The sequence below is a fragment of the Kitasatospora sp. NPDC001664 genome, assembly GCF_053596675.1.
This window is the reverse complement of the sequence record NZ_JBSFGS010000004.1, coordinates 345,819-363,104: the sequence shown is the minus strand read 5'-3', so window position 1 is coordinate 363,104 and position 17,286 is coordinate 345,819. Positions and strand designations below refer to the sequence as shown.

At 71.3% G+C, this 17,286-nt stretch carries 14 protein-coding genes, 2 tRNA genes and 1 riboswitch; of the genes, 12 read left to right on the top strand and 4 right to left on the bottom strand.

The window, feature by feature from the left end:
• The first annotated feature begins 136 nt into the window (after window positions 1-136).
• Window positions 137-739 carry a biotin transporter BioY gene (locus ACWCYY_RS08695; protein ID WP_449795524.1) on the top strand — a complete coding sequence of 201 codons (603 nt, stop codon included), beginning with the start codon at window positions 137-139 and terminating at the stop codon, window positions 737-739.
• Window positions 740-790: 51 nt separating this feature from the next.
• Window positions 791-1,276: a ribose-5-phosphate isomerase gene (locus tag ACWCYY_RS08690; RefSeq protein ID WP_345289172.1), complete on the top strand. Its 486-nt coding sequence runs from the start codon at window positions 791-793 to the stop codon at window positions 1,274-1,276.
• A 164-nt stretch (window positions 1,277-1,440) separates the two neighbouring features.
• Here the strand turns inward: ACWCYY_RS08690 and ACWCYY_RS08685 are convergent, their stop codons facing one another.
• Window positions 1,441-2,688 carry a GNAT family N-acetyltransferase gene (locus tag ACWCYY_RS08685; protein WP_449795523.1) on the bottom strand — a complete coding sequence of 416 codons (1,248 nt, stop codon included), beginning with the start codon at window positions 2,686-2,688 and terminating at the stop codon, window positions 1,441-1,443.
• Window positions 2,689-2,924: 236 nt separating this feature from the next.
• Here ACWCYY_RS08685 and ACWCYY_RS08680 point away from each other — a divergent pair, with 236 nt between their 5' ends.
• Both ACWCYY_RS08680 and ACWCYY_RS08675 read left to right on the top strand, forming a co-directional pair.
• On the top strand, window positions 2,925-4,160 hold the full coding sequence (locus ACWCYY_RS08680; protein ID WP_380149972.1) for a PP2C family protein-serine/threonine phosphatase: 1,236 nt from the start codon (window positions 2,925-2,927) through the stop codon (window positions 4,158-4,160).
• Between the two features lie 329 nt (window positions 4,161-4,489).
• Window positions 4,490-4,684, top strand: a complete 195-nt coding sequence (locus ACWCYY_RS08675; protein WP_345289174.1) for a hypothetical protein — start codon at window positions 4,490-4,492, stop codon at window positions 4,682-4,684.
• A 63-nt stretch (window positions 4,685-4,747) separates the two neighbouring features.
• Here the strand turns inward: ACWCYY_RS08675 and ACWCYY_RS08670 are convergent, their stop codons facing one another.
• On the bottom strand, window positions 4,748-5,476 hold the full coding sequence (locus ACWCYY_RS08670; RefSeq protein WP_449795522.1) for a DUF6348 family protein: 729 nt from the start codon (window positions 5,474-5,476) through the stop codon (window positions 4,748-4,750).
• A 369-nt stretch (window positions 5,477-5,845) separates the two neighbouring features.
• Window positions 5,846-5,995, top strand: a riboswitch (cyclic di-AMP (ydaO/yuaA leader).
• A 2-nt stretch (window positions 5,996-5,997) separates the two neighbouring features.
• Between ACWCYY_RS08670 and ACWCYY_RS08665 the strand changes: the two genes are divergently transcribed.
• A complete protein-coding gene (locus tag ACWCYY_RS08665; protein WP_345289177.1) occupies window positions 5,998-7,023 on the top strand; it encodes a M23 family metallopeptidase in 1,026 nt (341 codons plus the stop codon).
• Window positions 7,024-7,091: 68 nt separating this feature from the next.
• Here ACWCYY_RS08665 and ACWCYY_RS08660 read toward each other — a convergent pair.
• Window positions 7,092-7,162, bottom strand: a tRNA-Gly gene (locus ACWCYY_RS08660).
• 185 nt (window positions 7,163-7,347) lie between these two features.
• Between ACWCYY_RS08660 and ACWCYY_RS08655 the strand changes: the two genes are divergently transcribed.
• The 5 genes from ACWCYY_RS08655 to clpX all read left to right on the top strand — a co-directional run bounded on the left by ACWCYY_RS08655 (window position 7,348) and on the right by clpX (window position 12,183).
• Window positions 7,348-7,421 (top strand) — tRNA-Pro (locus tag ACWCYY_RS08655).
• Window positions 7,422-7,748: 327 nt separating this feature from the next.
• On the top strand, window positions 7,749-9,110 hold the full coding sequence (gene tig / locus ACWCYY_RS08650) for a trigger factor (RefSeq protein WP_345289178.1): 1,362 nt from the start codon (window positions 7,749-7,751) through the stop codon (window positions 9,108-9,110).
• Window positions 9,111-9,330: 220 nt separating this feature from the next.
• A complete protein-coding gene (locus ACWCYY_RS08645) occupies window positions 9,331-9,948 on the top strand; it encodes an ATP-dependent Clp protease proteolytic subunit (protein WP_380149994.1) in 618 nt (205 codons plus the stop codon).
• 56 nt (window positions 9,949-10,004) lie between these two features.
• The gene (locus ACWCYY_RS08640; protein WP_345289179.1) at window positions 10,005-10,652 is read left to right on the top strand and encodes an ATP-dependent Clp protease proteolytic subunit; all 648 of its coding nucleotides are present in this window, start codon (window positions 10,005-10,007) and stop codon (window positions 10,650-10,652) included.
• 241 nt (window positions 10,653-10,893) lie between these two features.
• The gene (clpX, locus tag ACWCYY_RS08635; RefSeq protein WP_449795521.1) at window positions 10,894-12,183 is read left to right on the top strand and encodes an ATP-dependent Clp protease ATP-binding subunit ClpX; all 1,290 of its coding nucleotides are present in this window, start codon (window positions 10,894-10,896) and stop codon (window positions 12,181-12,183) included.
• 80 nt (window positions 12,184-12,263) lie between these two features.
• Here the strand turns inward: clpX and ACWCYY_RS08630 are convergent, their stop codons facing one another.
• Window positions 12,264-13,256 (bottom strand): hypothetical protein, encoded by a 993-nt coding sequence (locus tag ACWCYY_RS08630; protein WP_345289181.1) that lies wholly within the window; start codon window positions 13,254-13,256, stop codon window positions 12,264-12,266.
• A 143-nt stretch (window positions 13,257-13,399) separates the two neighbouring features.
• On the opposite strand from ACWCYY_RS08630, the gene ACWCYY_RS08625 reads away from it, so the two are divergent.
• On the top strand, window positions 13,400-16,036 hold the full coding sequence (locus ACWCYY_RS08625) for a valine--tRNA ligase (RefSeq protein WP_449795520.1): 2,637 nt from the start codon (window positions 13,400-13,402) through the stop codon (window positions 16,034-16,036).
• A gap of 204 nt (window positions 16,037-16,240) precedes the next feature.
• Window positions 16,241-17,284 (top strand): rod shape-determining protein, encoded by a 1,044-nt coding sequence (gene mreB, locus ACWCYY_RS08620; protein WP_345282355.1) that lies wholly within the window; start codon window positions 16,241-16,243, stop codon window positions 17,282-17,284.
• Window positions 17,285-17,286: the final 2 nt, after the last annotated feature.

The following is a 17,286-nucleotide window of genomic DNA, read 5'->3' as shown; positions in this document are numbered from 1 at the left end:
TACACCGATCGTCGTAGTCAGGACGGTTCCGACAAGCACCACCGTCCACCCTTGGCCGGTTCCGACGCCGGTCCACGCCGTTCCGTCGGCATAGGTTCCTAAGTGATCACCCCACCTCAGTGACAGGAGCCCGCCGATGGCCACCGCCACCACCCTCCCCGGCCGCACCCCGGTCCTCGCCGACCTGCTCCCGCAGGCCGCCACCCGTCTCGGTGCCCAGGCCCGCGAGCTCGCCCTGGTCGCCGGCGGCGCCGCCCTCACCGGCCTGGCCGCCCAGCTCTCCGTCCCGGTCCCCGGTTCTCCCGTGCCCGTCACCGGCCAGACCTTCGCCGCCCTGCTGGTCGGCACCGCGCTCGGCACCCGCCGCGGCGTCGCCTCGCTCGGCCTCTACCTGCTGGCCGGCATGGCGGGCATGCCCTGGTTCGCCGAGGGCAGCTCGGGCTTCGCCATGCCCAGCCTCGGTTACGTGATCGGCTTCGTGCTGGCCGCCGCACTGGTCGGCGCCCTGGCCCGCCGCGGCGCGGACCGCAGCCCGCTGCGCACCGCCGGCGCGATGGTCCTCGGCAGCCTCGCCATCTACGCCGTCGGCGTCCCGTACCTGGCCCTCTCGCTCGGCGTCCCGCTGGCCCGCGCGGCCGAACTCGGGCTCTACCCCTACCTGGTGGGCGACGGCCTGAAGGTCCTGCTGGCCATGGGCGCGCTGCCGCTGGCCTGGAAGCTGCTGCGACGCGACTCCTGAGCCGGCGGACCGGCGGCGGCCCGGGCACACGCGCATGCCACACTCTTACGCATGCGCGTGTACCTGGGTTCCGACCATGCCGGATACGACCTCAAGAACCACCTCGTGAAGTGGCTCCAGGAGAACGGCCACGAGCCGGTCGACTGCGGCCCGCACGTCTACGACGCCGAGGACGACTACCCGCCGTTCTGCCTCCGGGCGGCCGAGCGGACCGCCGCCGACCCCGAGGCGCTCGGCGTCGTCATCGGCGGCTCGGGCAACGGCGAGGCGATCGCCGCCAACAAGGTGAAGGGCGTGCGCGCGGCGCTCGCCTGGAGCGAGCAGACCGCCGAGCTCGGCCGCGAGCACAACAACGCCAACGTCATCAGCATCGGCGGCCGGATGCACACCGTCGAGGAGTCCACCCGCTTCGTCGAGGTCTTCCTCAACACCCCCTACAGCGGCGCCGAGCGCCACACCCGCCGCATCGAGATGCTCGCCGACTACGAGACCACCGGCGAACTCCCCCCGATCCCGGCCCACCACCCGCAGGGCTGATCGGCGCACCTGGCTGACGAGAGTGGTCACACCGGGGGCGCGGGGAACTGCGCGCGGGGGAACGGCAGCACCTGCAACTGGCTGACGGAGCTTCAGTTGCCGGTGAGCCGCCTTCCGATTCGCGCAGTTCCTCGCGCCCCTGGGTCGCTGCCTTCCGGTGCCCGCTAGAAGCCGTGCGGCAGCCAGGGGGCGACGTCCGAGGCGAAGGCCCGCGTCGCCTCGGTCAGGGCGCCGTCCCGCAGTTCGGTGACCAGGCCCGCCGCGGCCAGCGCCGTGAGCCGGACGCCGCCGAGGTAGGCAGCCCCCAACTCCCGGACGTCGAGCGCCAGGTCGGCCGCCGCCTCGGTGCGGACGCAGCTCGCGCCCTTGCCGGGCCCGTCCGAGTGCAGCCGCCACCGCCCGGCGTTCCACGGACAGAACGCGTCGGACACCTCCAGCACCACGTCCACCGGCGCCGCGTACCCGCGCTGCTCCAGCGCGGCCCCGAGCTCCACCAGCCGCACGTACATCGAGTCGACCAACTGCGGCTCCAGCCGCCGCGGATCGTCCACCAGGTGCAGCAGCGCGTCGTCCACCGGGCGGCTGCGGAACCGCACCCGCCCGGTCAGGTCCAGACTCAGCAGGAACTCGACCAGCGCCGCGCGGACCCCCGGCGTCCGGGCCTCCAGGTCGCGGACCCGGACGGTGCCGTCGGCGATGTCCGAGACGTTCCAGTCCATCGCGACGGCGTACCGGGCGTAGCCCAGCAGCTGCCCGCTCTCCCGGTCCTCGGCCACCACGCACTGCAGCGGCGAGGCGCCCTCCCGCCCGCCGGCGGGGTCCTTCAACGGAAGCTTCTCCCAGCCGGGCTGACGGGCCAGCATGCCGGGCCGGTGCGGGACCAGCTCCGCGTACAGCTCCTCGCAGGCCGCCACCACCGACTCCGGTGCCACCAGCCGCAGCCGTACCGAACGGTCCACCGGGGCCCGCAGCCCGACCCGTCGGGGCACGGTGACCCCCATCCGCCAGGTGCCGAGGCCGTAGCCGAAGCGTCCGTAGATGAGCGACTCCGAGGCGGTCAGCACCGCCAGTGCCTCGCCGCGCCGCCGGACCTCGTCGAGCTGGTCGCGCATCAGCCGGCTGAGGACGCCCCGCCGCCGGTGGGTGGGCAGCACGCCGACCATGGTGACCCCGGCGGCCGGGACCACGGCGCCGCCGGGGACGGCCATCCGGAAGCTGAACGCGCTGGCGCCGCCCACCGGGAGGTCGCCGTCCCAGACCCCGACCGAGCGGTCCAGTTCGGTCAGCTCCCGCCACAGCTCCCGGTCCTCGGGGAAGTCCTCGGACCCGCCGAAGGCCACCTCCAGGTTCCGGTACCAGCGGTCCCAGTCCTCGGCGGCGAGCGGGCGGAAGTCCAGGGCGTCACCTGGCATGTCGTCAGAAGTCGTACGGTGTGCGGTCATATGCCAAGAGCTATCACCGAGCATCCGTCGTGCGCGACCGACATTCGACGGGGGTCCCCTTCGCGCCGCCGCCGCGCCGCCGCCGCGCGCCCGCCGGGCCCACACCGTCCGCACGGCCGAAACCCGCTGAACCCTCACCCGTGAACGCGCCCGGCGCCGACCCACCCGTCGACGGCACCGGGTGCCGGTGGATAAGGTCAAGGCCCATGGCTGGCAGCACGCCGGGCTCCGAGCCCCGGACGACTGGCACGGGCCAGGCCGCAGCGGCGGCCGACGGCCCGTGGACGGCCCGGTTGCGCGGCAGGCTGTACCGGGCCCGCCGAGTGCTGCGCCGGACCGCCGTGGACCACTTCCGCGGGGACGCCGCCGACTGGCTGGCCTTCGGGGTGCTGTTCGCCGCCGTCCCGCTGCTGGTGCTGCTCAACGTGCTGATCCCGGCCTGGGCCCCGCCCACCGCGCTGGTGCTGCCGATCCTGGCCGGGGCGCTGCTGCTGCGGCCGGGCACCCTGGTGCTGCTCTACGCGGCCGCCGCGCTCGGGCTCTCCACCGAGTCGCTGATCCACACCGGGGAGAGGGTGGCCAGCGACCACCCGGACACCTACGTCTTCGGCGTGACCCCCGGTGCCGCGCTGGTGGTCGGTGCGGTCGGGGTGGCCGGTCTGCTGCTCGCCCAGTTCCGCAGCCGGGTCGGGGTGCCCTGGCGGGGCGGCGGCTCGATGCTCTTCGACCTGCGCGAGCGGCTGAGGGTGCAGAGCCGGGTGCCCCCGCTGCCCGAGGGCTGGTCGGCGGACATGGCGCTGCGCCCGGCCGGCGGCCAGTCCTTCTCGGGCGACTTCGTGGTGGCGGCCCGCACCGGGCCGGGCCGCCGGGTGCTGGAGGTGGTGCTGGCGGACGTCTCCGGCAAGGGCATGGACGCCGGTTCGCGCGCCCTGCTGCTCTCCGGTGCGTTCGGCGGCCTGCTGGGCTCGCTCCCGGCGCACGAGTTCCTGCCCGCGGCCAACGGCTACCTGCTCCGCCAGGACTGGGACGAGGGCTTCGCCACCGCCGTCCACCTGGTGCTCGACCTGGACACCGGCGAGTACGAGCTGCTCTCGGCCGGCCACCTGCCCGGCATGCAGCGGCACGCCGGCACCGGCCGCTGGGACGTGATGGAGGCCCCCGAGGGCGGGCTGCTCGGGGTGTACGACGGCGCCAAGTTCGAGGGCGTGCGCGGCCGGTTGGACCGCGGCGACGTGCTGATGCTCTGCACCGACGGCATGGTGGAGGTGCCCGGCCGTGACCTCACCGAGGGCATGGACCGGCTGATGGGCGAGGCGGACCGGCTGGTCGGGGGCGCCCCGTTCGCCCAACTCGGCGGCCGCGGCTCGGCGGTGAAGCTCATCGAGTCGGTGGCCAAGGACGTCAACGACGACCGCGCGGTCCTGCTGCTCTGGCGGGGCTGACCGACTGTCAAGTCCCGACGCCGATCTTCGGCCATTCCTGGGGCATAGTCCGGAAAGTGGATCTAGGACCGCCCGGAGCCGTCAAGTGCCAGTTGGGGCGGCCCTGCCGACGGACCGTCAGGCCTGCTCGGCTATCGTCTCGGTCGGCGGAAATTCGTCTCACATCGCAGGATCTTCGGGGCCTGCTCACGGCAAGTCCTTTACGCAGTCCGCACGAACGACCACACTGAGTCCGGGTGGGACGGTCGGTTCTCGGGGGGTCCGGGGGATTGCTCGGGGGATTGGGCCCGCCACGAAACTCGCTACGTAGAAAGAGGAAGTGAGTCCGGGTGGCCTTCTCCGTCTCAGCCCTGGTCCTGTTCGGCATCATCTGCGTGATCTTCATCCGCAACAAGCAGTTGAAGACCAGCCATGCCATCATCGCCGCGCTCTTCGGCTTCATGCTGAGCCAGTCCACGGCGGCCAAGCCGATCCAGGACTTCCTCAGCCAGCTCGCGCAGACCATCTCCTCGGTCGCCAGCTGAGCAGCCGCCACCCCGGCCGGCCCGGCCGGGAGGCGTCCGGTCGCGGGCCCGCCTGACGGTGGGTCAGCGCCGTCCCCGCCACCAGCGCGCGAATCTTCCGCGCGGTGGTGCGGGCGCCGCCGCGCGCTCCGGCAGTGCCTCGGGCTCGGGCGCGAACACCAGGAACAGCCGCGCCCAGCAGAGCCGTTCGCCGCGCGGCCAGTCCTGTGCGCGCAGGGCCCGCGAGGCCGCGCTGCTGACCCGGCCGTTCACCCGCACCTCGGCCACGTCGTGGCCGGCCTTGCCGCCGAAGAACAGCTTCACGCCGTTGACCTGGCCGGGCACCAGCTCCGGCAGCACGGCGGCGGCCAGCGCGGGGGAGGAGTGCTGCTCCGCGAGCCAGTCGGCGAGCAGCTCCGAGCCGGTGCCGAAGGTGGCCGCCGGGCTCTGCACCACCCGCCAGCCGGGGAACTCGGGAGTGCTGAACGCGTGCCCGCCGTCCAGGAGTTGGAGCACGGCGGTGGCGGTGGTGCCGGCCCAGATCATCACCGCGTTGTCGAGCTGCTCGGCGTCGTCGCCGCCGAAGCCCGCCGCGCAGTCCCAGACCACCGGACCGTCGCCCCGGCCGAGCTGGAGGACGTAGCCGAGGTCGACGTGGCCGGTGGTGCCCCGCTCGGCGTGGTCGCGGACCGCCACGGCGGTGGTGCCGGGCCCCCGGACCACCGCACCGTCCACGGTGAACTCCAGGCCCAGGCGGGCCATCTCGCGGACCACTCCGCGTCGGATGACGGCCAGCCGCTCCTCGTGGGGCACGGGCGGATCTCCTCGGTGCCGCCCGGACGGCGGCGCTCTGTTCTCGAACGGGAACCTCGAACGGCGAGCGTATCGGCCTGGCGTGACCGGTGTCACGGCGCCTGCCGACGGAGCGCGCAGGGCCGTACCCGGACCGTCGCATTCGACACCCTGCGTGCACGGAGGATCGGCCCAGGGTCAGCGATCATGGCCGCCAAGGGCCGAAGTCCCCGGCCCGGAGTGACTTTGGTCCCGCCCGATCGTCGTTGATCGTTCAACCCGGGGTTGCCAGCGGCCGGGGCGATGGGCTTAGCTGCGGATCCAGTCCGGCGGATCGACCGGACGGGCCCACCGGGTGGAACGCCGAGTCCTGCCACCACCCGGAGCCTCGAACCAGCACAGCCATGGCAGGAGTGGGGGACCCACAGGTAAGTCGCCGTACCGGTACGCCGGTCCGGCTAGGGGTGAAGCCGCGCCAGCGGCCGGGCATCTCCAGCCCGAACCCGACAGCTCACCTCACAGGCGTCGGAGAGGAAAGCCCCATGGGCAAGCACCGTCGCGTCCAGCTGTCCCGTCTGACCCGCATCGCGGTCGCCACCGGTGTGGTCGGTGCCGCGTTCGCCGTCCCGGTCAGCGCCGCCAGCGCGCACCAGAGCCACACCCCGGCCGCCGCCCCCGAGGCCGCCGCCGTCACCGCCGTGGTGGCCGAGTCCGCCCCGGCGGCCGCGCCCGCCGAGGCTCCGGCCGCCGCTCCGGCCGCCGAGGCCAAGGCCTACCAGGTCGTCAGCGGCGACACCCTCTCGAAGATCGCCTCCGCCCAGCAGGTCGACGGCGGCTGGCAGAAGCTCTACCAGGACAACCGGTCCGTCATCGGCGGCAACCCGGACCTGATCTACCCGGGCCAGAACCTCTCGCTCGCGGGCAAGGCCGCGGCCGCCGCCCCGGCGCCGGCCCAGACCCCGGCCCCGCAGCAGCAGTCCAAGAGCACCGAGTCCGCGGACACCACCAAGGCCTCGCGCTCCAAGGCCTCCACCCCGGCCCCGAAGGCCGCGACCCCCAAGGCCGCCGCCCCGCAGGCCGCGGCTCCGAAGGCCGCCGCCCCCAAGGCCGCCGCCCCGAAGGCCGCCGCGCCCAAGGCCGAGACCTCCACCACCGTCGCCTCCGGCGGCTACGTGGCCCCGGTCAGCGGCGGCACCTCCACCGCGTACCACGCCTCCGGCTCCAGCTGGTCCAGCGGCTACCACACCGGTGTGGACTTCCGCGCCTCCACCGGCACCAGCGTGAAGGCCATCACCTCGGGCACCGTGGTCAAGGCCGGCAACGGCGGCGCCTATGGCAACGAGGTCGTCATCCGCCACGCGGACGGCAAGTACTCCGAGTACGCCCACCTCTCCTCGATCGGCGTCTCGGCCGGCCAGACCGTCTCGGCCGGCCAGCAGATCGGCCTCTCGGGTGCCACCGGCAACGTGACCGGCCCGCACCTGCACTTCGAGGTCCGCACCGGCGCCTCCTACGGCTCCGACGTCGACCCGGTCGCGTACCTGCGCGCCCACGGCGTCAACGTCTGAGAGGACTGAGACGACGTCAGAAAGGCTCCGGCCCCCGGTCAGTGACCGGGGGCCGGAGCCTTTCGCGGAGCGGGTGACGAGAATCGAACTCGCGTGACCAGTTTGGAAGACTGGGGCTCTACCATTGAGCTACACCCGCACAGGACGCCCCGTGGCCGCGTGCTGCGGTCCCGAGGACAGGGTCAGCGTACCTGGTCGGGTCGGCTGCTCGCACACCGCTTTCGCGCTCCGGCACGTCGGGGCCGCCCGCCGGGACCGTCAACGGCCGCCCGTGGGAACGGCCGTGGGGGTGTGGGGTGGCGTGTACGCTTCCTCTCGGCACCACGGGGTGTGGCGCAGTTTGGTAGCGCGTCCGCTTTGGGAGCGGAAGGCCGTCGGTTCGAATCCGGCCACCCCGACAGTGCGGCAGGGTCTCGTCCGAAGGCGGGGCCCTGTTGGCGTCCCGGGGGCCGTCCGGGGGTCCTCGCGCGGGGCCCCGTCATCCGTGTGGCAGCACCCTGGCGTCCGCCTTTCGTGCTACCGGTAGGATGGGCGGCTGGCGGTAGTCCCTGCGCAGGTCCGTGCAGGTCAACCGCCCGAGGGCGAGGAGTCAAGCTCACCGTCCACCCCCTTGTACGGGAGATGCAGCTCCAACCGCCCATCGCCCGTCTCGCCCGCACCGCGCCCGGCCCGCCGGCCGGCAACGGCGGAGACAACCTGACCGCAAGCCCATAGGAGACCCAACCGTGAAGAGCGCCGTCGAGACTCTGAACCCGACCCGGGTTCGACTCACCGTCGAGGTGCCTTTCGAGGAGCTCAAGCCGAGCCTCGACGCGGCCTACAAGAAGATCAACTCGCAGGTCTCTGTCCCGGGCTTCCGCAAGGGCAAGATTCCGGCCAAGGTGATCGACCAGCGCTTCGGTCGCGCCGCCGTGCTGGAGGAGGCCGTCAACGACGCGCTGCCGCGCTTCTACACGCAGGCCGTCGACGAGGGCAAGATCGAGGTCCTCGGTCAGCCCGAGATCACCGACATCCAGGGCGTCGAGAACCTGGCCGACGGTGGTGACCTCACCTTCGTGGCCGAGGTCGACGTCCGCCCGGAGATCACCCTGCCCGACTTCGCCGGCATCGAGGTGACCGTCGACCCGATCGTGGTCGAGGACGCCGACGTGGAGAAGTCCCTGGAGCAGCTGCGCGAGCGCTTCTCCTCGGTCAAGGACGTCGAGCGCGCCGCCGCCGAGGGCGACGTCGTGATCGTCGACCTGGAGGCCAAGGTCGACGGTGAGGTGCCGGAGGACGGCACCGCCACCGGCGTCAGCTACGAGATCGGCTCGGGCCGCCTGCTGGACGGCATCGACGAGGCCGTCGTCGGCCTCTCGGCCGGCGAGACCAAGACCTTCACCACCGAGCTCAAGGGCGGCACCCAGGCCGGCAAGAGCTCCGAGGTGACCGTCACCGTCACCACCGTCCAGGAGAAGGAACTCCCGGAGCTGGACGACGAGTTCGCGCAGCTGGCGAGCGAGTTCGACACCCTGGAGGACCTGAAGGCCGACTCCCGCAAGCGCCTGGAGCGCATGCGTGAGTTCGACCAGGCCACCCAGGCCCAGGAGCGGGTCCTCGACGAGCTGCTGAAGCTGGTCGAGATGGAGTACCCGGAGAAGCTCCTCAAGGACGAGGTCGAGACCCGCAAGCACAACCTCGAGCACCACCAGCTCGAGCCGATGGGCCTCACCCTCGAGACCTACCTCGCCACCCAGGACAAGTCCCTCGAGGACTACTCCAAGGAGACCGAGGAGCAGGCCAAGAAGGGCATCAAGACCCAGTTCGTGCTCGACGAGATCGTCGACAAGGAGAAGCTGGGCGTCAACCAGGACGAGCTCACCGAGCACCTGGTCCGCCGCGCGGCCGGCTCCGGCATGACCCCGGACCAGTTCGCCCAGCAGGTCGTCCAGGCCAACCAGGTCCCGCTGCTGGTCGGCGAGGTCGCCCGCGGCAAGGCGCTGGCCCTGGTCGTCGAGCAGGCCAAGGTCACCGACACCAACGGTGAGGTCGTCTCCTTCGAGGACGACGAGGAGACCGAGGAGTCGGCGGAGACCACCGAGGCCTGAGCCTCCGGCGCTTCCCGCACCACGGTCTGACCCACGGTCAGAGAACGGCCCGGACACCCCGTCAGGGGGGTCCGGGCCGTTCCCGTAACCGCTTCCGGACCCTGCGCTCACAGCGAACAGTTCCGCGCGGGGGATTCGGAGGAGGGGCCTGCGCGTTAGGGTCCATAGACAGCGACAATTCGACTGAGCAGGTGGCTAAGTGACGTTCCCGCAGATGCAGATGCCTGGCCTGATGGCGCCGCACGCCGCCGCTGGTGACGTGCTCGGCGGCCTGGGGGACCAGGTCTACAACCGGCTGCTCAACGAGCGCATCATCTTCCTCGGCCAGCAGGTCGACGACGACATCGCCAACAAGATCACCGCCCAGCTCCTCCTCCTGGCCGCGGACCCGGAGAAGGACATCTACCTGTACATCAACTCGCCGGGCGGCTCGATCACGGCGGGCATGGCGATCTACGACACCATGCAGTACATCAAGAACGACGTGGTCACCATCGCGATGGGCATGGCCGCCTCGATGGGCCAGTTCCTGCTGACGGCCGGCGCCAAGGGCAAGCGCTTCTCGCTGCCGAACGCCAACATCCTGATGCACCAGCCCTCGGCCGGCCTCGGCGGCTCCGCCACCGACATCAAGATCCAGGCCGAGCAGCTGCTCCGCACCAAGAAGCGGATGTCCGAGCTGATCGCCGCGCACAGCGGCCAGTCCTTCGAGCGGGTCACCGCGGACTCCGACCGGGACCGCTGGTTCACCCCGGAGGAGGCCAAGGAGTACGGCCTGATCGACTCGATCATGCACAGCGCCGCGGACGTTCCCGGCGGCGGCGGCACCGGCGCCTGATCCGGCACCGGCAGCCAGACCCAACCGACCGTCACGCTTCGGAGGACACACCCCCCATGTACAACGCGCGCACCGAGCTCACCGCCCCCCGGGCCGAGGGCCGTTACATCGTTCCGCGCTTCGTCGAGCGCACCTCGCAGGGCATCCGCGAGTACGACCCGTACGCCAAGCTCTTCGAGGAGCGCATCATCTTCCTCGGCTCCCAGGTGGACGACGTCTCGGCCAACGACATCATGGCGCAGCTGCTCTGCCTGGAGTCGATGGACCCGGACCGCGAGATCCAGATGTACATCAACTCGCCCGGCGGCTCCTTCACGGCGCTCACCGCGATCTACGACACCATGCAGTACGTGAAGCCGGACATCACCACCGTCTGCATGGGCCAGGCGGCCTCCGCGGCGGCCGTGCTGCTGGCCGCGGGCACCCCCGGCAAGCGGATGGCGCTGCCGAACGCCCGCATCCTGATCCACCAGCCCTACACCGAGACCGGCCGCGGCCAGGTCTCCGACCTGGAGATCCAGGCCAAGGAGATCTTCCGGATGCGCGAGCAGCTGGAGGAGATGCTCTCCAAGCACTCCAACAAGCCGGTCGAGCAGGTCCGCGACGACATCGAGCGGGACAAGATCCTGACGGCCGAGGAGGCCCTCGAGTACGGCCTGATCGACCAGATCATCTCCACCCGGAAGTCCTCGCTGACCTCCTGAGCCCCCTGTGGCTCCTGGGGCGGGGCACGGCGGTCCGCCGTGTCCCGCCCCTTCCTTCGACGGCATCTGTTCGGTATCAATTCGCCCAGGGCGTACGGCAGACCTGTCGAAGACGGCGGAATTACCGGCTCGGCAGAGTACCGTCGGATTAGCGAGACCGGCCGCCGCTGCGCGGTCAGGATCGCCTCACAGCACCAGGCCCCGGACCCCCGCGGGGCCCCTGGCGAAGGGGAAGCACCTCGTGGCACGCATCGGAGACGGTGGCGACCTGCTCAAGTGCTCGTTCTGCGGCAAGTCCCAGAAGCAGGTGAAGAAGCTCATCGCCGGGCCAGGCGTGTACATCTGCGACGAGTGCATCGACCTGTGCAACGAGATCATCGAGGAGGAGCTCGCCGAGACCTCCGAGGTGCGTTTCGAGGAGCTCCCGAAGCCCCGCGAGATCTACGAGTTCCTCGACCAGTACGTGGTCGGCCAGGACATCGCCAAGAAGTCGCTCTCGGTCGCGGTCTACAACCACTACAAGCGCGTCCAGGCCGGCGAGGCCGGGCGCAGCGGTGGGAACGGCCGCGAGGACACGATCGAGCTGGCCAAGTCCAACATCCTGCTGCTGGGCCCGACGGGCTCCGGCAAGACCCTGCTGGCGCAGACGCTGGCCCGGATGCTGAACGTGCCGTTCGCGATCGCCGACGCCACCGCCCTGACCGAGGCGGGCTACGTCGGCGAGGACGTCGAGAACATCCTGCTGAAGCTCATCCAGGCGGCCGACTACGACGTCAAGAAGGCCGAGACCGGGATCATCTACATCGACGAGATCGACAAGGTGGCCCGCAAGAGCGAGAACCCGTCGATCACCCGGGACGTCTCCGGCGAGGGCGTGCAGCAGGCGCTGCTGAAGATCCTGGAGGGCACCACCGCGAGCGTGCCGCCGCAGGGCGGGCGCAAGCACCCGCACCAGGAGTTCATCCAGATCGACACCACCAACGTCCTGTTCATCGTCGGCGGTGCGTTCGCCGGCCTGGAGCGGATCATCGAGGGCCGCGCCGGTGCCAAGGGCATCGGCTTCGGGGCCACGATCCGATCCAAGCGCGAGTCGGACGCCAGTGACCACTTCCGCCAGGTGATGCCGGAGGACTTGGTCAAGTTCGGCATGATCCCCGAGTTCATCGGCCGCCTCCCGGTGATCACCAGCGTGCACAACCTCGACCGCGAGGCGCTGCTGCAGATCCTCACCGAGCCGAAGAACGCGCTGGTGAAGCAGTACCGCAAGCTCTTCGAACTCGACGGAGTGGAGCTGGAGTTCAGCCGCGACGCGCTGGAGGCCATCGCGGACCAGGCGATCCTGCGCGGCACCGGCGCCCGTGGCCTGCGGGCCATCATGGAGGAGGTGCTGATGTCGGTGATGTACGAGGTGCCGTCCCGTCAGGACGTCGCCCGCGTGGTGGTCACCGGTGACGTGGTCTCCAAGCACGCCATCCCGACGCTGGTCCCGCGCGACATGATCAAGCGCGAGCGGCGCGACAAGAGCGCCTGACGCCCGGTCACGACACGGCGGCCCCCGTCCTCCTCGGTGAGGACGGGGGCCGCCGCTTATCTCCGCCGTGCGCGGGGCGCCTACTTGGGGGCCATCATGGCGTCCCGGATGCCGCGGCTCTGCGAGGCGGCCTCGGACGGGCTGATCGCGCTGGTGGAGCCGGTCAGGCTGAGCTTGCTGAAGGTCACCGAGCCGAAGCCGGAGTGGTTCGCCCAGACGCAGATCGGGATGTCCACGGTGCTGGCGGTGGCCACGCCGCAGGACAGGTAGCCGCCCTTGTCCTTGGTGTCCTCGGCCGGGACCTCCGCCAGCGGGGTCTTCCAGCTGAGCTTGCCGGTGGTGGTCATCTGGGTGTTGACCTGCTTGATGATCTCCTTGGGGTTGTCGACCTTGCCCCAGGAGCCACCGATGGTGATGGTGTCCATCAGGTCCTTGCCCTTGTTGTAACTGGCCAGCAGGCCGCCCTCGTAGCTGGCGCCGGCCACCGCCGAGCCGGCCGGGGCGTCCTTGCTGGACTTCAGCACGTAGCCGCCGGGCAGGGTCGGCGGGGCGGCCAGCTTGTACTTGCCGGCCGAGCTCTTGCCGGAGCTGCCTGAGCTGCCCGAGCTACCGCCCGAGGAGCCGCCGGTGGAGGAGGAGGTCGTGGTGTCGTCCTGGGTGGCCTTCCAGGCCGCGTAGCCGCCACCGCCGAGCACCAGCGCGCCGACCAGCACGCCGATCACGATGGCGGGGGCGTTGTTCTTCGGCGGGGCCGGCACCGGCTGGCCGAACTGCGGCTGCCCGTAGCCGGGCTGGCCGTAGGGCTGGGGCTGCTGCGGTGCCTGCGGGTAGCCGTACCCCTGGGGCTGCGGCTGGGGCTGGCCGTACGGGGGCTGCGGTGCGCCGAACTGCGGTGCGGGAGGCTGCTGTTGGGGCGCCTGCGGGTAGCCGTAGCCGGGCGGCGGAGGCGGGGCGGGCTGGCCGTACGGGGGCTGCGGCTGTGCCTGCGGCTGGCCGTAGGGGGGCTGCGGTGCGCCGAACTGCGGAGGCTGGCCGTACGGTTGCTGCGGCTGGTCCTGCGGTGGTCCGTACATCAGTACTCCCCCTATCGCCGCCCCCGGCGGCGTTCCAACGGTGAGTAGGGCACGGTACCGCATGGGTGTTCGGCGCCCCCCGTCCGGGTGCCGGGCGGAAAGGCGGTCGTGAGCGGTCTCCCGGTTTACGTAAACTGTGCGTCGTGACCGACACCACGAACCAGCGCCCCGGCACCTTCGACGGGGACAACGCAGCCACCCTCCCGACGACCTACGCCCCGGCGGAGGTAGAGGGCGAGCTGTACGAGCGCTGGGTGGAGCGCGGTTACTTCACCGCCGACGCGAAGAGCGACAAGCCCGCCTACACCATCGTCATCCCGCCGCCGAACGTCACCGGTGCGCTGCACCTGGGCCACGCCTTCCAGCACACCCTGATGGACGCCCTGACCCGCCGCAAGCGCATGCAGGGCTACGAGTCGCTCTGGCTGCCGGGCATGGACCACGCCGGCATCGCCACCCAGAACAAGGTCGAGCAGCAGCTCGCCGAGTCCGGCCTCTCCCGCCACGACCTGGGCCGTGAGGCCTTCGTCGAGAAGGTCTGGGAGTGGAAGGAGAACTACGGCGGCAAGATCCTCGGCCAGATGCGCCGCCTCGGCGACGGCGTGGACTGGTCCCGCGAGCGCTTCACCATGGACGAGGGCCTCTCCAAGGCCGTCCAGACCATCTTCAAGAAGCTCTTCGACGACGGCCTGATCTACCGCGCCGAGCGCATCATCAACTGGTGCCCGCGCTGCCTCACCGCGCTCTCCGACATCGAGGTGGAGCACGAGGACGTCCCGGGCGAGCTGGTCTCGATCCGCTACGGCGACGGGGACGACTCCATCGTGGTCGCCACCACCCGGGCCGAGACGATGCTCGGCGACACGGCGGTGGCCGTTCACCCGGAGGACGAGCGCTATGCCCACCTGGTCGGCCGTACCATCAAGCTGCCGCTGACGGACCGTGAGATCCCGGTCGTCGCGGACGAGCACGTCGACCCGGAGTTCGGCACCGGCGCCGTCAAGGTGACCCCGGCGCACGACCCGAACGACTTCGCCATCGGCCAGCGCCACGGCCTGCCGAACCTGACCGTGATGGACGAGCACGGTGCGATCACCGTGCACGGTCCGTTCCTCGGCCTGGACCGGCTGGAGGCCCGCTCGGCCGTGGTCGGCGCGCTGCGCGAGCAGGGCCGGATCGTCGCCGAGAAGCGGCCGTACGACCACTCGGTCGGCCACTGCTCCCGCTGCCACACCATCGTCGAGCCGCGCCTGTCCCTCCAGTGGTGGGTCAAGGTGGAGCCGCTGGCGCAGGCCGCCGGCGAGGCCGTCCGCGACGGCCGGGTGGAGATCCACCCGAAGGAGCTGGAGCGCCGGTACTTCGACTGGGTCGACAACATGTACGACTGGTGCATCTCGCGCCAGCTCTGGTGGGGTCACCGCATCCCGGTCTGGTACGGCCCGGACGGCGAGGTCATCTGCGTCGGCCCGGACGAGCAGCCGCCGACCGCCGAGGGCTGGTACCAGGACCCGGACGTCCTGGACACCTGGTTCTCCTCCGGCCTGTGGCCGTTCTCCACGCTGGGCTGGCCGGAGCAGACCCCGGACCTGGAGAAGTTCTATCCGACCGACGTCCTTCTGACCGGACACGACATCATCTTCTTCTGGGTCGCCCGGATGATGATGTTCGGCCTGTACGCGATGGACGGTCAGGCACCGTTCAAGACCATCGCGCTGACCGGTCTGGTCCGCGACGAGTTCGGCAAGAAGATGTCGAAGTCCTCGGGCACCGCCGTCGACCCGCTGGACTGGATGGACGCCTACGGTGCCGACGCGGTCCGCTTCACCCTGGCCCGCGGCGCCAACCCGGGCGCGGACGTGCCGATCGGCGAGGACTGGGTCAAGGGCTCCCGGAACTTCTGCAACAAGGTCTGGAACGCCACCCGCTTCGCGCTGATGAACGGCGCCACCGTCGAAGGCCCGCTGCCCGCGCCGGAGGAGCTGACCGCCGCGGACCGCTGGATCCTGTCCCGGCTGAACGCCACCGTGACCGAGGTGGACGCGCTCTACGACGACTACGAGTTCGCCAAGGTCTCGGACGCCCTGTTCCACTTCGCCTGGGACGAGGTCTTCGACTGGTACGTCGAGCTCACCAAGAGCACGCTGGCCAAGGGCGGAGCGCCGGCCGAAGCCACCCGCCGGGTGCTCGGCGAGGTGCTGGACGTGACGCTGCGTCTGCTGCACCCGGTCGTCCCGTTCGTCACCGAGGCCCTGTGGACCACGCTGACCGGTGCCGAGTCGGTGGTGGTCGCCGAGTGGCCGAAGGACTCCGGCTACCGTGACGCCGACGCCGAGTCGGAGATCGCACTGCTCCAGCAGGTGGTCACCGAGGTCCGCCGGTTCCGCAACGACCAGGGCCTGAAGGACACCCAGAAGGTCCCGGCGCAGCTGGACCTGGTCGGCACCCGGCTGGCCGTGCACGAGACGGCCATCCGCTCGCTGGCCCGCCTGACCGCTCCGGAGGAGGGCTTCTCGGCCACCGCCTCGCTGCCGGTGGCCGGAGCCACCGTGGCGCTCGACCTCTCCGGCACCATCGACGTGGCGGCCGAGCGCAAGCGCCTCGCCAAGGACCTGGCCGCCGCCGAGAAGGAGAAGGCGCAGTGCGCCGCCAAGCTCGGCAACGAGGGCTTCCTCGCCAAGGCGCCGGACGACGTGGTGGCCAAGATCAAGGGTCGTCAGGAGGCCGCCGAGGCCGACATCGTCCGGATCACCGCTCAGCTGGCCTCGCTGCCCGCGAGCTGACGCCGTACCACCCGAGGGCCGCACCCCCGCTTCCGGCGGAGGTGCGGCCCTCGGGCGTTTCCGGGCTCCGCCTTTTCCCGCAGGGGAACTGATTGCCCGTCGGATTGCGTCCCCCCGGGCAACCCGTTCGGCCGAATTCCCTCACGTACGCTGGTCGGCGGCGGACGTGCACGAAGAGTTCGGAATGCGGGAAGGCGGCGGCCAATGACGGGTACCCGGCAGGGGCGTGGGCAGGACATCGGGATCGACCTCGGAACGGCCAACACCCTGGTCTACCTCCGCGGCAAGGGAATCGTGCTGAACGAGCCCTCGGTGATCGCGGTGGACCGGAAGACCGGGGAGGTGCTCAGCGTCGGAGCCGAGGCCAAGCGGACCCTCGGCCGCACCCCGGAGGACGTGGTCGCCTCCCGGCCCCTCCAGGACGGCGTGATAGCCGACTTCGAGGGCACCCGGCACCTGCTGCGCCACCTGATGGCCAAGGCCACCGGGTCCGGCGGCCGCTGGTTCCGGGCCAGGCCCCGGGTGGTGGTCTGCGTCCCCAGCGGCATCACCGGGGTGGAGCGGCGCGCCGTGATCGAGGCGGTCGGCAGTGCCGGGGCCCGCTCGGTGCACCTGATCCAGGAGCCGATGGCGGCCGCGATCGGGGCCGGGCTGCCGGTGCAGGAGCCCACCGGCTCGATGGTGGTGGACATCGGCGGCGGCACCACCGAGGTGGCCGTGGTCTCGATGGGCGGCATGGTGGCGGCCGGCTCGATCCGGGTGGCCGGGGACCGGATGGACGAGGTGATCGTCAAGCAGGTGAAGAAGGACCACGGCCTGCTGATCGGCGAGCGCACCGCCGAGGAGGTCAAGCTGGCGATCGGCTCGGCCGAGGAGGACGAGGTCTTCGAGGGCCCGTCCGAGCTGGAGGTGCGCGGCCGGGACACGGTGCTCGGGCTGCCCCGCACCGCCCTGGTGACGGCGGCTCAGGTCCGCGGGGCCGTGGAGGAGCCGGTGGCCGAGATCGTCGCCGAGGTGAAGCGCACCCTGGACCGCTGCCCGCCGGAGCTGGCCGGGGACGTGATGGGCCAGGGCATCGTGCTCACCGGCGGCGGCGCGCTGCTGCGCGGGCTGGACCGGCGGATCGCCCGGGAGACCGGCCTGCCGGTGCGGGTCGCGGAGAATCCGCTGGACTGCGTCGTGGTCGGTTCCGGCAAGTGCGTCGAGGAGATCGAGGAGCTGCGCCGCACCTTCGCGGTGAGTGCTTGAGT